Raw genomic sequence first — 13,071 nt, forward strand, 5'->3', positions numbered from 1 at the left:
GCGCCGGGCCCGTTCACTGGGCCCGGCGCGCCGCCGTCTGGACCTGCTCCGGTCCGGGGACGCCTGAGGTCAGAACCGGCGCCAGCGCGCCGAGGCGAAGGAGAACACGCCGTACAGCACCAGCCCGGCGGCCACCACGACCAGCAGCCACGGGCCGGCCGCGCTGCCGGCGAAGGAGCGCAGGGTGTCGTCCATGCCCCGGGCCCGGTCCGGGTCGAACCGGACGGCCGCCACCACCACGAACGCCCCCGCGGCCGCGTACACGGCGCCGCGGGCCACGTTGCCGGAGACACCCGTCCCGGTCACCGCGCTCCGGGTGCGCGGCCGCATCGACCCGGTGTCGAGCTTGCGCAGGAACCGCCGCTGCACGGCGCGCACCGCGATCGCCGCACCGACGCCCGCCAGCACCAGCCCGGCCGTGCCCACCAGCCAGCGGCCGCCGGGCAGGCCCAGCGTGGTGGCCGTCCAGTCCTTGGAGGTGGAGTCGCTGTCCGACCCGCCGCCCGAGCCCGCCGCGTACGCGGCCGTCCCCCACGCCACGAAGCCGTAGAACACCGCCCGCCCGGCCGACAGCACCCGCGAGCCGGTCTTCTTCCGTCCGGCCTCGCCGAACACCGCCGTCGAGGCCCGCCACAGCGCCATCCCGACGAAGCCGACCGCCAGCACCCACAACAGCACCGTGCCGAACGGCTGCTCCGCCACCTGGTGCAGCGCCCCCTGCCGGTCGGCCTCCTCGCCGCCCGCCCCGAAGGCGATCCGCAGGGCCAGCACCCCGACCAGGGCGTACACCACGCCCCGGGCCACGAAGCCGGACCGGCCCGCGACCTCCGTCACCCGGCCCAGCCGGGCGTCCTCCCGCGTCTGCGTGTCCATCGACGTCCTCCTCCGCTCGTTCCTAGGGTTCCGGCCGGTCAGTCGAGAGCCCGGCCGCGGGTGACGAGGTTGCCGATGACCACGTAGACCACGGCGGGGATGCCGTAGTCCAGGAGGACCTGCCCGGTGTGGTTGGACACCGTGAACAGGCCGCGCGACCAGCCCGAGAGCCAGTCCGCCGCGGTGTGGAACCAGCTGACCAGGCCGTTGCCCTGATTGGCGCCGAAGAGGTCCAGCAGGATCCAGACCACCAGGATCCCGGCGAGTACGTGGGCCAGTACCGATATCACTGAAGTCGTCTGTCTCATGGCTGCCGCCTTGCCCGTCGTGACCACCCCAAACCCCTTGTCTGGCAAGGGAGTTCGGCGAAAATGCCGGATCCGGGGCAGCCCGCTCAGAGGAAGTGCCGGATCGGCGCGGTGGCCACCTCCAGGGCGCGGCGGGCCGGGCCGCGGCGGTGCCAGCGCTCCGGGACGATGGCCTCACTGCGGGCCAGGTCCTCGTCGAAGTGCCGGTCCAGGACGGCGGTGAACCCCTCGTCGACCACGGCGAGCACCACCTCCTCGTCGTGGTCGAGCGAGCGGCGGTTGAAGTTCGCCGAACCGACCACCGCCGCCGTCCCGTCGACGGTCAGCACCTTGGCGTGCATCATCGTCGGCCCGTACCGCCACACCGTGGCCCCGGCGGCGGTCAGCCGCCCGAAGTACCGCTCGCCCGCCAGCTGGCACACCCGCTTGTCGGTGTGCTCGCCCGGCACCAGCAGCTCGACGGCCACCCCCCGGCGGGCCACCGCGCACAGCAGGTCGACGAAGTACTCGTCGGGCGCGAAGTACGCCGTCGCCAGGCGCAGCCGCCGCTCCGCCGAGGAGATCACCACCCGCATCAGGGTCTGCAGGTCCTGCCAGCCGACGGCCGCCGAACCCCGCACCACCTGCACCACCGCGCCGCCCGGCTGCTCGTGCTCCTCGAACCGGTCCGCCGCGTCGTACAGCGTGCCGGGGGCGCACTCGGCCCAGTTCTGCGCGAAGGCCGCCGCGATGCCGTCGACGGCCGGCCCGACCACCCGCACGTGGGTGTCGCGCCACTCGCCCGGGTGCCGGGCGTCGCCGCACCACTCCTCGGCGATGCCCACGCCGCCGGTGAACGCGACCCGGCCGTCCACCACCAGGACCTTGCGGTGGCAGCGGTGGTTCTGCTTGAACGGGGACAGCCGCACCGGCCGGCGGAACCAGGAGATCTGCACGCCGGCCCGCTCCATCAGGTCGGTCAGCTCCGGCTCGATCAGCCGGCTGCCGAACCCGTCCAGCAGCAGCCGCACCCGCACGCCCTGCGCCGCCTTGCGGGCCAGCGCGCGGGCGAAGACCCGGGCGATCTCCCCGCGCCAGTAGACGAAGGTCATCAGGTCGACCGTCCGCCGCGCCCCGTCGACGGCCTCCAGCATGGCCGGGAAGATCTCGTCCCCGTTGCGCAGCGGCGTCAGCAGGTTCCCCTCGGTCGCGGCGATGCCGAGCAGTCCTTCCAGTCGGCGGCGCAGCAGCCGGGCGCCCTCCGATGGCGCGGCGGCGGCGGCGATCGGGGCGGGTTCGGGCGCGATCTCGGTGGTCACGGGGCTCCTCCGGACGGGGCGGGCGGCTGTGGTGCGCCTCGGCTACCCCGTTCGCCGGGATCGACGCCTGCCGACCGGCCGGAACGGCGCGGCGGCACGCGGGGGCCCGTGCGCGGGCCGGGGGCGGGGGCCGCGGACCGGCCGGGGGATGAAAACGCCGCTCCGGGGGACACGGGTGCCATGACGAGGACTCAGGGGCGCGTGCCGCCGTACGTCGCAGTGGTGGTGGCGGTGCTCGCGCAGGGGACCGCGCTGGTCGCGGCGGGACTACTGGTCACCCACCCACCGGCGGGCTGGTGGGACCCGGACGAGCGGGGCCTGGTCGGTTGGCTCGCCGCGCACCGCACCCCCGCCCTGACCACGGTCAGCGAGTGGCTCTCGACGCTCGCCTTCACCCCGGCCGTCGTGGCGGTGACGGCCGCCGTCGCCGCCCTGCTGCTGATCCGGCACCGGTGGCGGGCGGCCGGGTGGCTCGCCGGCGCGGTCGCCCTCCAGGCGGCGCTGTTCGTGACCGCCGCCCACCTGGTGGACCGGGCCCGGCCCGACGTCGTCCGGCTGGACGGCGCGCTGCCTACCTCCAGCTTCCCGTCCGGGCACGTCGGCGCGGCCACCGCGCTGTACGGCGGCCTGGGCCTGCTCGCCCTGCGCGGGGTGCGCGGCCGGTGGCGGGTCGCACTCTGTGCGCTGGCCTGGACGGTACCGGTGCTGGTCGCCGCCAGTCGGCTCTACCGGGGCATGCACCACCCCACCGACGTGCTGTTCGGCGTCCTCAACGGCGCGGCCGCGCTGTGGGTGGTCGCGCACGCGCTGCCCGCCCGGGAACGCCCCGCCCCGGCCGCCCCCGGCACCTCGCCGCGGCTGCCCGCCGCCCTGGTCCACAACCCGGTGGCGGTCGACCCCGCCCGGCTGGAAGAACTCTCCGCCGTCCTGGCCGCCCACGGCTACGGGCCGGTCCAGCACCTGCCCGGCGACCCGGACGACTGCGGCCGGGCCGCCGCCGGCCGGGCCCTCGCCGGCGGCGCCCGCCTGGTGGCGGCCTGCGGCGGCGACGGCACGGTCACCGCCTGCGCCGAAGCACTGGCCGGCACCGACGCCGTCCTGGCCGTCGTCCCCTGCGGCACCGGCAACCTGCTGGCCCGCAACCTCGGCCTCCCCACCGACCCCGCGGCCGCCCTGACCGCCGCCCTGACCGGCCGCACCCGCCGGATCGACCTGATGCGCGCCGAGGGCGACGGCCTGCCCGTCCGGGCCGCCGCCGTGATGGCCGGCATCGGGCTGGACGCCGCCGTGATGGCCGACACCGGCCGCGCCCTCAAACGCCGCCTCGGCTGGCCCGCGTACGTGATCGCCGCCACCCGGCACCTGCGCGACCGGCGGTTCCCGCTCACCGTCACCGTGGACGACGCCCCGCCGGTGCGCCGCCAGGTGCGGACGGCCGTGGTCGGCAACGTCGGCACCCTCCAGGGCGGTGTGCGACTGCTGCCCGACGCCGCCCCCGACGACGGCCTGCTCGACCTCGTCCTGGTCCAGCCGCACGGCCCGCGCGGCTGGAGCCGCGCCCTGCTGTCCCTCCTCACCGGCACCCGCCACCGGGGCCCGGCCGCCCCGCTGGAACACTTCCGGGGCCGCCGGATCCAACTGACCGCGGACCACCCCCGCCCGCGCGAGTGCGACGGCGACCCGGTCGGCGACGGCCGGACGCTGACCCTGACCGCCCGCCCGAACGCCCTGCTGGTCCGGGTCCCCGCCACCGCGCAGGACGCACCCGCGGCGCCCGCCGGGCCCGCCGCCGCGCAGGACGCGCCCGCCGTCGCGCAGGACGCGACCGCCGGGGCCGGACGGGAGGCGGCCTGATGGGGACCGCCAGCCGGGTCAGGCCCGGCCGTGAGCACCTCGCCGCCGACGAGGCCGTGCACACCCTGCGGCGGGGCGACTGGTGGCCGCTGGTGCGGGACGCCTTCGTGCGCTTCCGCTACGCCGACGGGTTCAGCCACGCCCGCGCCCTGGCCTTCCAGACGGTGCTGGCCCTCGTCCCGTTCGCGATCGCCGCGGTCGGCCTCGCCTCCTCGCTGCACGGCGGTCCGCTCGGACGGCTGGTCGCGGGCAGCATCGAACGGATGGTCCCGGCCTCCAGCACCGACCTGGTGCACGACGTCCTCGACCGCAGCCAGCACAGCGGCGGCACCCTCGCGCTCTGGTTCGGCGCGCTGTTCGCGCTCTCCAACCTGGTCACCGCGATGTCCCAGATCGAGCGCGGCGCCAACCGGATCTACGGGATCGAACGGGACCGCCCCTTCGACCGCAAGTACGGCCGCAGCCTGCTGATGGCGGTCGCCGCGGGCCTGCCGCTGGGGATCGGCTTCCTGGTGCTGGTGGCCGGGCCGCAGGTCACCGCGGCCGCCGACGAGGTGTTCGGGCTGGGCCCGGTCACCGCCGCCGCCTGGACGCTGCTGCGCTGGCCGGTCGGCGTGCTGCTCACCGTCACCTCGGTCGCCGTGATCTTCCGCCGGGCCCCCCGCCGGCACCAGCCCGGCTACGGCTGGCTGGCCTTCGGCGCGGGCGTCCACCTGGTGCTCTGGCTGGCCTCGACCTGGCTGCTCACCCTCTACCTGCGGCTGAGCGGCTCCTTCGACGCCGTCTACGGCCCGCTCAGCGCGGTCTTCTCGCTGCTGGTGTGGGCGTACCTGACGGCGATCTCGCTCTTCCTCGGCCTGTCCTTCGCCGCCCAGCTGGAGGCCGACCGGGCCGGGCGCCCCGGCCCGGTGCTGCCCGACCCGCTGGCCACCGAGGAGACCGGAACCGGCTGGCCCGCGGCCGACCAGCCGTCCGGCACCGACCAGCCGTCAGACACCGACCTGCCCGCCATCGACTCCGGGCCGGTGCCCGGGCGCGAACCGTCGCCCCGCGTGCCGGCCCCAGGAAGGACGGAGCCGTGATCCGCCGCCCCGCCCCGCGCCGCCCCTCGCCGCGCACCGCCCGCCTGCGCACCGCCGACCTGCACCTGGGCGAGCGGCTGCTGGCCGCCGTCGCCGCGTTCGCGGTGGCCGCGGTGCCCGCCGCGCTGCTGCTGGTGCTGATCGAGGCCAACTGGCCGCCGCTGCACCGGCTCGACGCGGGGGCGGCCAACCGCCTGCACGCCGCCGTGCGCGAGCACCCCGCCGTCCTCTCGGCGCTGCGCACCCTCAGCAACGGGGTGTGGGACCCGCTGACGATGCGGCTGCTGGTCGCGGCGGCCGTCGGCTGGCTGCTGCTGCGGCGGGCCCGGCGGCTGGCGGTGTGGGCGGCCGCGACCGTGACCGCCTCCGGGCTGATCGGCTGGGCGGTCAAGGCCGCCGTGGCCCGGGCCCGGCCCGCGCTGCCCGATCCGGTGGCGCACGCCCCCGGGTTCTCGTTCCCGTCCGGGCACGCGATGACGGCGGCGACCTGCTGCACCGTGCTGCTGCTGGTGTTCTCCCCGGTGCTGCGCCCGCCGTGGCGCCGGGCGGCCCGGGCGCTGGCCGTGCTGAGCGTGCTGGGGGTGGGGTTCACCCGGGTCGCGCTCGGCGTGCACTGGGCCAGCGACGTGCTGGGCGGGTGGCTGCTCGGCCTGGCCCTGGTCGCCGCCACCGCCTGGGCGTTCGAGGGCTGGCGGCGGGAGACCGGCCGGCCCGTCCCGCCGCCGCTGGCCGAGGGCCTGGAGCCCGAACTCGCCCCGGACGGCCCGCCCCGGCCCGAGGGGTGAGGCGCCTTTCGGGCGGGTCAGGGCCGGTGCAGCGCGCTGACCGCGGCGTCCACGGTGTCGTGGCAGGGCAGCAGCCGGTCCACGCCGGTCATGGCGAGCAGCCGGCCGACGTCGGGGGTGGGGGCGACCAGGGCCAGCGCGGTGCCGGCGCCCTGGGTGCGGCGGAAGGCGAAGAGCAGTTCGGCCACGCCGAGCGAGTCGCAGAAGCTCAGCAGCGCGAGGTCCAGCACCAGCGGCAGTGCCTCGGCGGTGCGTTCCACGGCGCGGTGCAGGCGTGGCGCGGTGTGGTAGTCGAGTTCGCCCGCGAGCACGACGACGGTCGCCCCCACGGGATGGGTGCGGACCTCGATGGTCAGGGCGTAATCGGGCACGGGGCTCCGTACGGTGCGGGGCGGGTGGGACTGCGGGCGGGTCTGTGCGGGTCCGCGCGGGGCGGGGTGCGGCGGGGGTCAGTGGAGCCGGGCGAGCAGCAGCGCGACGTCGTCGGTCTGCGCCCGGGCGAACGAGGAGAGCAGCAGGTCGGCCGCCGGGTCCAGCTCCGGCGGGGCCCCGGCGAAGGCGTCCCGCAGCGCGTTCAGGCCGCTCTGCAGGTGCTCGCCGGGCACCTCGATCAGGCCGTCGGTGACCAGCAGCAGGGTGCTGCCCGGCGCCACGGCGTGGTCGACCGGCGGTGGCTGCGGCACGTTCAGGCCGAGCAGGATGCCGTGCTCGGTCAGGTAGTGGGCCGAACCGTCCGGCAGCCGCAGCAGCGGCGGCAGGTGGCCGGCGTTGGCGACCCGGACGCTGCGGCGGTCGGGGGCGATCAGCACCAGGCAGACCGTCACGGTCAGACCGGGGCGCAGCCGGGTCAGCAGCGCGTCCAGCCGGTGCAGCAGGGTCTGCGGGTCGTGGCCCTCGATGGCGTAGGCGCGCAGCGCGTGGCGCAGCTCGCCCATCGCCATCGCGGCCTCCAGGGAGTGCCCGGCCACGTCGCCGATGGCCAGCAGCAGTCCGGCGGGAGTGTCGATGGCCTCGTAGAAGTCGCCGCCGATCTCGCTGCGGGCGGAGGCCGGCTCGTAGCGGACGGCGAGGTCGACGCCGGGGACGGCGGGCAGCCGGCTGGGCAGGAAGCTGCGCTGCAGGGTGAGCGCGAGGGCGTGCTCCTCGGCCTGGCTGCGCTGGGCCTCCAGGGCGAGCGCGCCGGCCTGGGTGAGCTGGGGGAGCAGGCCGCGCTCGTCGGGGGCGGCGACCGCGTCCCGGTCGACGACCACGGCGAGCAGCGGCCGGCCCGGCTTGGTGCGGGCCGCCACCAGGGCGACCGGCCCGGCCGGCAGGCCCGCGCCGTCCAGTCCGTGGCCGGCCAGGACGTCCTGCCACTCCCCGGCCTCCAGCAGGGTGGTGTCGGTGCCGGTGGCGTCGCCCAGGGTGTGGTGGGCGATGACGTCGAGCAGCACGGGCGGGGCCTGGAGCAGCCGCACCGCCGGGCCGTCCGGCGAGTCCGGGTCGTGGTGCGCCAGGTGCAGGGCGTCGCGGTCCGGGCCGAGGGCGATCGCGGTGGCCCGGGCGGCGCCGAGCCGGACCGCGCCGAGCACGGCCGAGGTGACCAGGGCGTCGGTGTCGGCGGCGCCGTACAGGTCGAGCGTGCTGCGGTGCAGGGCGGCGACCCGGGCGGCCAGCCGTTCCGCGCGCCGGCGGGCCCGGGTGTAGCGCAGCACCGCGGTGACGGTGGCCTGGAGCTCCGCCGGGTCGATCGGCTCGGTCAGGTAGGCGTCGGCGCCCCGGTGCAGGCCCTGGGTGCGGTCGCTGGCCCCGATCGCGGTGGCGGAGATGTGGACCACCGGCAGGGCGGCGGTGCGCGGCTCCTCCTTGATCCGCTCGCACACCTCGAAGCCGGTCATGTCGGGCAGGCTGATGTCCACCACGGCGAGCTCGGGCAGTTCGGCGGCGGGGGTGCGCTCCAGCAGGGCGAGGGCCTGGGTGCCGTCGACCGCCTCGACGACGGTGTGCCCCGAGCGGCGCAGCCAGCTGCCCACCACGTACCGGGTGGCGTCGTTGTCGTCGAGCACCAGGACGGTGGCGGGCCCGGCGTCGGGGCCGTTCATGACCCCTCCTCGGGGGACGGCGGCCGCCGCGGCGCGGCGGGGCGGGGGGCGGACAGGGCGGCGGCGATCCGGCCGCCGCTCAGGCCGGACTTGGGCAGCACGGCGCGGGCGTGCGACAGGCGGGTCCGGTCGGCGGCGGTCAGCGAGGCGGAGGTGAGGATGACGACCGGGATCTGCCGCAGCGCCGGGTCGGCCCGCAGGTCGGCGAGGATCCGGTAGCCGTCCACGTCCCCCAGGTGCAGGTCGAGGACGATCCCGTCCGGCCGGATGTCGCGGACGGCGGCCAGCGCGGCCGCGCCGTCGTGGACCTCCACCACCCGCTCGGCGATCTCGTGCAGCAGCGGGCGCAGCACGTCCCGGAACACCGGGTCGTCGTCGACCGCGACCAGCACGCCCAGCCGGGCGCCGGCCGCCGGGGCCGGGCGGGCGGGCAGCCGGACGGTGAGCGCGCTGCCCCGCCCGGGGGCGCTGTCCAGGCGCAGCGTGCCGCCGAGGATCTCGGTCAGCCGGCGGGCGTACGGCAGGCCCAGGCCGGTGCCGCGGCGGCCCCGCTGGTGCGCGCCCTTCACCTGGTAGAACTCCTCGAAGACCCGTTCGTGCTGGTCGGCCGGTATGCCCACGCCGGTGTCGGTGACGGTCAGCACCAGGAACGGGCCGCCGTCCCGGTCCGCCTCGATCGCGGCGGTCAGCTCCACCGACCCGTGCTCGGTGAACTTCAGCGCGTTGGACAGCAGGTTGCGCAGGATCCGCACCAGCATCGTCTCGTCGCCGATCAGCGGCTCCGGCAGCTCGGGCGCCGGGCCGATCCGCAGCGCGACGCCGGGGCGGGCCAGGCCGCGCAGGGTGCCGTCCAGGTGGGCGAGGACGGCGCGCAGGTCCAGCGGCGCCCACAGCGGGTCGAGGGTGCCGGACTCCGCCTTGGCGACGTCCAGCAGCTCGTCCACCAGGGCCAGCAGGGTGCGGCCGGAGTCCGCGATCAGGGACAGCTGCCGGCAGCGCTCCTCCGGCGGGGCGTCGGCGTCGGCACGCAGCAGCTCGGCCAGGCCCACCACCGCGTTGACGGGGGTGCGCAGCTCGTGGCTGACGTTCGCCCAGAACCGGCTCTTGGCCTCGCTGGCCTCGCGCAGCTGCTGCGACTTCTCGTCGAGCTCGGCGTACAGCGCGACCACGCCCCGGTTGGTCTCCTCCAGCTCCTCCGACAGCTCCGAGTACAGCGCCAGGACGCCCCGGTTGGTCTCCTCCAGCTCGCTGTTCAGACGGCGCAGCTCCTCGCGCTGGGCGCGGGTGTGCTCCAGCGCGGCGATCAGGTCGCGGGTCTGCGCCCGGGAGTCCTCCAGGGCGCTGCCGTCGGTGTGCGCGCCGAGCAGGTCGCAGGCCCGCCCGACCAGCTCGGGATCGGGGTCGGGGCCGTGGCCGAGCCGCTGCTCGACCCGGACCAGGCCGTCCCCGCCGCCGTGCTCGTGGTGGGTGGACAGCAGCCGGGCGGACGCCTCCAGCGCCTCGGCGGGCAGCCGGTGGCCGCCCCGCCAGGCCAGGGTCACCCGCAGGCCGGCCGGCCGCCCCGGCAGCAGGTCGAACGCGGCGGTGAGCCGGTCCGCCCCGAGCAGGCCGCGGCCCAGCTCGCTCAGCGCGGTGGCCAGCCGGACGGCGTCCTGCCCGTCCGCGCCGAGCAGGTCGGCGACGGCGCGGGCGCTGCGGCGCAGCGCGAAGGTGTCCTGGACGGTGACCACGGCGGTGGTGCCCAGGTGCACGGCCGGGGAGTCGGGCCCGGGCCCGGTCGGCGCGTTCACCAGGCCCCCTTCGCGATCACCACGCCGGCGTCGTCCCGGCGCACCCCCGCCTCGCGCAGCAGCAGCGCGGCAGCGGTCACCGGCAGGTGGGAGAACAGGCCGGGCACGTCGGAGGCCCGCCAGCGGTCGGTCAGCCCGTCCGAGTGCAGCACCACCGCGCTGCCGGGCGGCAGCTCCTGCCGCACGGGGTGCGGCGCGGGCAGCTGGTGGCCGACGATGCCGGGGGAGGAGGGCAGCGAACGCCGGACCCCGGTGGCGGTGTCCACCACGAAGGCGCTGACGTTGCCGACCCCGCAGAAGGTCAGCCGGGCGGCGGCGGGCTCGACCAGGGCGACGGCGACCGCCCCGCCGCGCCCGGTGCGCAGCGCCCGGTGCAGGTCGGCCAGCACCTCCTCGGGCCGCTGCCCGGGAGTGCGGTGGAAGGCGGCGACGGCGTCCGAGGCGGCCCGGGCGGCGAGCGGGCCGTGGCCCAGGCCGTCGCAGAACATCAGCAGGAAGGCGCCGGCCGTCCCGCCGGGCTCCGGCCCGGGGGCGGCGGGCGTCCGGGGCGCGCGGTCGGTCGGTGCCGGGCGGTCGGTCAGTACCGAGCGGTTGGTCAGCACCGACCAGTCCAGCCGGGCCCCGGACGCCCGGGGCGCGGACGGGGCGGGGGCCGACCGCGGCCCGACCGGGCGCACCGCCCAGGCGTCGCCGCACAGCTCCTGCCCGCTCATCGGCCGGGTCAGCCCGGCCGCGACCGGCTCGCCCGCCGCGGCGGCCGCCCGGCCGGCCGGGGTGCGGTTCCAGAACCGGGCGGCCAGCACGGTGCCCCGGCCGGGCAGCGAGTGCAGGTCGAAGGCGTCGGCGAGACGGGCGATCGCGCCCAGGCCGATGCCCAGGGTCGGGCCGGAGGAGTAGCCGTCGGCGAGCGCGGCGGGGACGTCCGCCATCCCCGGCCCGCTGTCGACGGTGAGGAACTCCAGCGCCGCCTCGGTGTCGGTGCGCACCACGCGCAGCACCATCGCCCCGTCGACGGCGTGCCGGCGCAGGTTGGTGGCGGCCTCGCTGACGGCGAGCGCCACCTCGGCGGCCCGCTCGGGCAGCAGCCCGATCCGGTGGGCGAGCTGCCGGGCCGCGCTGCGGGCGGCGGCGGGCAGCGAGTCGGAGTGCCGGAACCACGCGGTGTCCTCGCACTCGGTCAGGGCGGGGACCGCCGGGCCCGACCGGTCGGGGGTCACCGGGCCCACTTGGTCACCGAGACCTTCGTCCCGGAACCGGGCTCGCTGTCCAGGGCGAACTCGTCCACCAGCCGGCGGGCCCCGCTCAGGCCCAGGCCCAGGCCGCCGCCGGAGGTCCAGCCGTCGGTCAGGGCCAGGTCCAGGTCGGGGATGCCGGGGCCGTTGTCCTCGAACACGGCGTGCACGCCCACCCGGGCGCCGTTGCGGACGGTGGCGCAGCGCATCCGCCCGCCGCCGCCGTACACCAGCGTGTTGCGGGCCAGTTCGCTGGCCGCGGTCACCAGCTTCGTCTGGTCGACCAGCGACAGCCCGCACTGCTGGGCGTACGTCCGGACGGTCTGTCTGGCCCGCACCACGTCGTCGTTGGAGCCGATCGGCACGGTCTGCTCGTCCTCGACCGCCCTGGGGCCGGTCACGGGCGGCCCGTACGCGCGGTACGGTCCCGTTCCAGTAGCGCCAGGCCCTTCTCCAGGGTGAGCGCGGTGCGCACCCCGCCGAGCGAGAGGCCCAGTTCGACCAGGGTGATCGCCACCGCCGGGCGCATGCCGACGACCACGGTCTCGGCGTCCAGCATGCGCGAGATCGCGGCGGTGTTGGCGAGCATCCGGCCGACGAAGGAGTCGACGATCTCCAGGGCCGTGATGTCGATGACCACGCCGGTCGCGCCGGTGGCGACGATCCGCTCGGCCAGGTCGTCCTGCAGGTCCAGGACGATCTGGTCCTCCAGGTCGACCTGGATGGACACCAGCAGGACCTGGCCGAGCTTCAGGACGGGGACGCGCTCGCTCACCGGGCGCCGCCCGCGGGGGCCTGGGCGCCGCTGAGGTGCAGCACGTGGCGCAGCGCGTCCTGCAGGGTCGCCTTGGTGACGATGTCGCCGAACTGCACGCCGAGCGCGACCAGGGTCTGCGCGATCTGCGGACGGATGCCGGAGATGGTGCACTCCGCGCCCATCAGCCGGGCCGCGACCACGGTCTTCAGCAGGTGCTGGGCGACCTCGGTGTCCACGGCGGGGACGCCGGTGATGTCGATGATGGCGTGCTCGGACTCGGTGTCCACCAGGCTCTGCAGCAGCTTCTCCATCACCACCTGGGTGCGCGCCGAGTCCAGCGTGCCGACCAGCGGCACCGCGACCACGCCCTCCCACAGCTTGACCACCGGCGTGGACAGTTCGAGCAGCTGCTCGGCCTGGGCGCTGATGATCTCCTCCCGGGTGCGGGCGTACGTCTCGATGGTGAACATGCCCAGCGCGTCCAGCAGCCGGGTCAGCTGGAGGTAGGCCGTCACGTCCTCGCCCGTGCTCTCCGTGGTGGGCTCCAGCACGTCCTTGCAGGCGAAGACGCTGACGGCGGTCTCGGTCGGCGTGAAGCCGAGCCGGGCCCGGCTCCGGGAGAGCTCCACCAGCAGGGCGCGCACCTCCGAGTACGCCTCGCCCTGCCAGTCCAGCCCCTCCTTGCCCAGGGCCTGCACCAGGGCCTGGTACAGCTCCGAGAGCTCGCGCTCCAGCTCAGCCCGGCTGATCCGGCCGCCGAGGGTCGCCGCCACGGCCGCCACCCACTGCTCCTGCACCGCATCGTCCCGGGTCAGCAGCTCAACGAGCCGTTCGGACGCACGCTCCACCGCCATCAGGCGTTCTCCTCGCTCCATAGGCCCCCGTGGTCGGGGGGACCCGGCCGTCACACGACGGCGCGCGGCAGCCCGGACCGGTCGGTCGGGTCGCCGCGCGCCGTCTGCCCCGGTCGCCGCGAGGTATGCAGCGGCGGCCGAAAAATCTCCGATCTTT

12 protein-coding genes and 1 pseudogene are annotated in these 13,071 nt (G+C 76.6%); 3 read left to right on the forward strand and 10 right to left on the reverse strand.

From position 1 onward, the window contains the following. Window positions 1-69: 69 nt before the first annotated feature. From ACWEO5_RS19555 to ACWEO5_RS19565, 3 genes are all read right to left on the reverse strand, one after another. On the reverse strand, window positions 70-873 hold the full coding sequence (locus ACWEO5_RS19555) for a DUF1206 domain-containing protein (protein WP_452163548.1): 804 nt from the start codon (window positions 871-873) through the stop codon (window positions 70-72). Between the two features lie 38 nt (window positions 874-911). Then, a complete protein-coding gene (locus ACWEO5_RS19560; protein ID WP_452163549.1) occupies window positions 912-1,181 on the reverse strand; it encodes a hypothetical protein in 270 nt (89 codons plus the stop codon). Between the two features lie 86 nt (window positions 1,182-1,267). Next, on the reverse strand, window positions 1,268-2,479 hold the full coding sequence (locus tag ACWEO5_RS19565; protein ID WP_452163550.1) for a phospholipase D-like domain-containing protein: 1,212 nt from the start codon (window positions 2,477-2,479) through the stop codon (window positions 1,268-1,270). Window positions 2,480-2,659: 180 nt separating this feature from the next. On the opposite strand from ACWEO5_RS19565, the gene ACWEO5_RS19570 reads away from it, so the two are divergent. The 3 genes and pseudogenes from ACWEO5_RS19570 to ACWEO5_RS19580 all read left to right on the forward strand — a co-directional run bounded on the left by ACWEO5_RS19570 (window position 2,660) and on the right by ACWEO5_RS19580 (window position 6,200). After that, window positions 2,660-4,333: a diacylglycerol kinase family protein gene (locus ACWEO5_RS19570; RefSeq protein WP_452163551.1), complete on the forward strand. Its 1,674-nt coding sequence runs from the start codon at window positions 2,660-2,662 to the stop codon at window positions 4,331-4,333. Further along, window positions 4,333-5,256 (forward strand): annotated as a pseudogene (locus ACWEO5_RS19575) (YihY/virulence factor BrkB family protein); the annotation flags it as partial. The gene ACWEO5_RS19570 and the pseudogene ACWEO5_RS19575, both read left to right, overlap by 1 nt. A 155-nt stretch (window positions 5,257-5,411) precedes the next feature. Further along, entirely contained in the window at window positions 5,412-6,200 is a 789-nt protein-coding gene (locus ACWEO5_RS19580; RefSeq protein WP_452163552.1) for a phosphatase PAP2 family protein, read from the forward strand. Between the two features lie 17 nt (window positions 6,201-6,217). Here ACWEO5_RS19580 and ACWEO5_RS19585 read toward each other — a convergent pair whose 3' ends face one another. The 7 genes from ACWEO5_RS19585 to ACWEO5_RS19615 form a co-directional block, all read right to left on the reverse strand. Beyond that, the gene (locus ACWEO5_RS19585; protein WP_452163553.1) at window positions 6,218-6,571 is read right to left on the reverse strand and encodes an anti-sigma factor antagonist; all 354 of its coding nucleotides are present in this window, start codon (window positions 6,569-6,571) and stop codon (window positions 6,218-6,220) included. A gap of 78 nt (window positions 6,572-6,649) precedes the next feature. After that, window positions 6,650-8,281, reverse strand: coding sequence for a SpoIIE family protein phosphatase (locus ACWEO5_RS19590; RefSeq protein WP_452163554.1), 1,632 nt, complete (start codon window positions 8,279-8,281; stop codon window positions 6,650-6,652). Then, the gene (locus ACWEO5_RS19595; protein ID WP_452163555.1) at window positions 8,278-10,071 is read right to left on the reverse strand and encodes a hybrid sensor histidine kinase/response regulator; all 1,794 of its coding nucleotides are present in this window, start codon (window positions 10,069-10,071) and stop codon (window positions 8,278-8,280) included. Before ACWEO5_RS19595 ends, ACWEO5_RS19590 begins: the two co-directional genes overlap by 4 nt. Further along, the gene (locus ACWEO5_RS19600; protein WP_452163556.1) at window positions 10,068-11,288 is read right to left on the reverse strand and encodes an ATP-binding protein; all 1,221 of its coding nucleotides are present in this window, start codon (window positions 11,286-11,288) and stop codon (window positions 10,068-10,070) included. The genes ACWEO5_RS19595 and ACWEO5_RS19600 overlap by 4 nt, the downstream gene beginning before the upstream one ends. Further along, a complete protein-coding gene (locus ACWEO5_RS19605; RefSeq protein WP_452163557.1) occupies window positions 11,285-11,704 on the reverse strand; it encodes an anti-sigma regulatory factor in 420 nt (139 codons plus the stop codon). The genes ACWEO5_RS19600 and ACWEO5_RS19605 overlap by 4 nt, the downstream gene beginning before the upstream one ends. Then, window positions 11,701-12,078 (reverse strand): STAS domain-containing protein, encoded by a 378-nt coding sequence (locus ACWEO5_RS19610; protein WP_452163558.1) that lies wholly within the window; start codon window positions 12,076-12,078, stop codon window positions 11,701-11,703. The genes ACWEO5_RS19605 and ACWEO5_RS19610 overlap by 4 nt, the downstream gene beginning before the upstream one ends. Then, on the reverse strand, window positions 12,075-12,914 hold the full coding sequence (locus ACWEO5_RS19615) for an STAS domain-containing protein (RefSeq protein ID WP_452163559.1): 840 nt from the start codon (window positions 12,912-12,914) through the stop codon (window positions 12,075-12,077). Before ACWEO5_RS19615 ends, ACWEO5_RS19610 begins: the two co-directional genes overlap by 4 nt. Between the last annotated feature and the right edge of the window lie 157 nt (window positions 12,915-13,071).

This window comes from Kitasatospora sp. NPDC004272, assembly GCF_053603035.1.

Excerpts from the sequence above, each read along its gene's own strand:
- ACWEO5_RS19555 (WP_452163548.1), bottom strand. The coding sequence starts at position 873 with ATGGACACGCAGACGCGGGAGGACGCCCGGCTGGGCCGGGTGACGGAG.
- ACWEO5_RS19560 (WP_452163549.1), bottom strand. The coding sequence starts at position 1,181 with ATGAGACAGACGACTTCAGTGATATCGGTACTGGCCCACGTACTCGCC.
- ACWEO5_RS19570 (WP_452163551.1), top strand. The coding sequence starts at position 2,660 with ATGACGAGGACTCAGGGGCGCGTGCCGCCGTACGTCGCAGTGGTGGTG.
- ACWEO5_RS19590 (WP_452163554.1), bottom strand. The coding sequence starts at position 8,281 with ATGAACGGCCCCGACGCCGGGCCCGCCACCGTCCTGGTGCTCGACGAC.
- ACWEO5_RS19615 (WP_452163559.1), bottom strand. The coding sequence starts at position 12,914 with ATGGCGGTGGAGCGTGCGTCCGAACGGCTCGTTGAGCTGCTGACCCGG.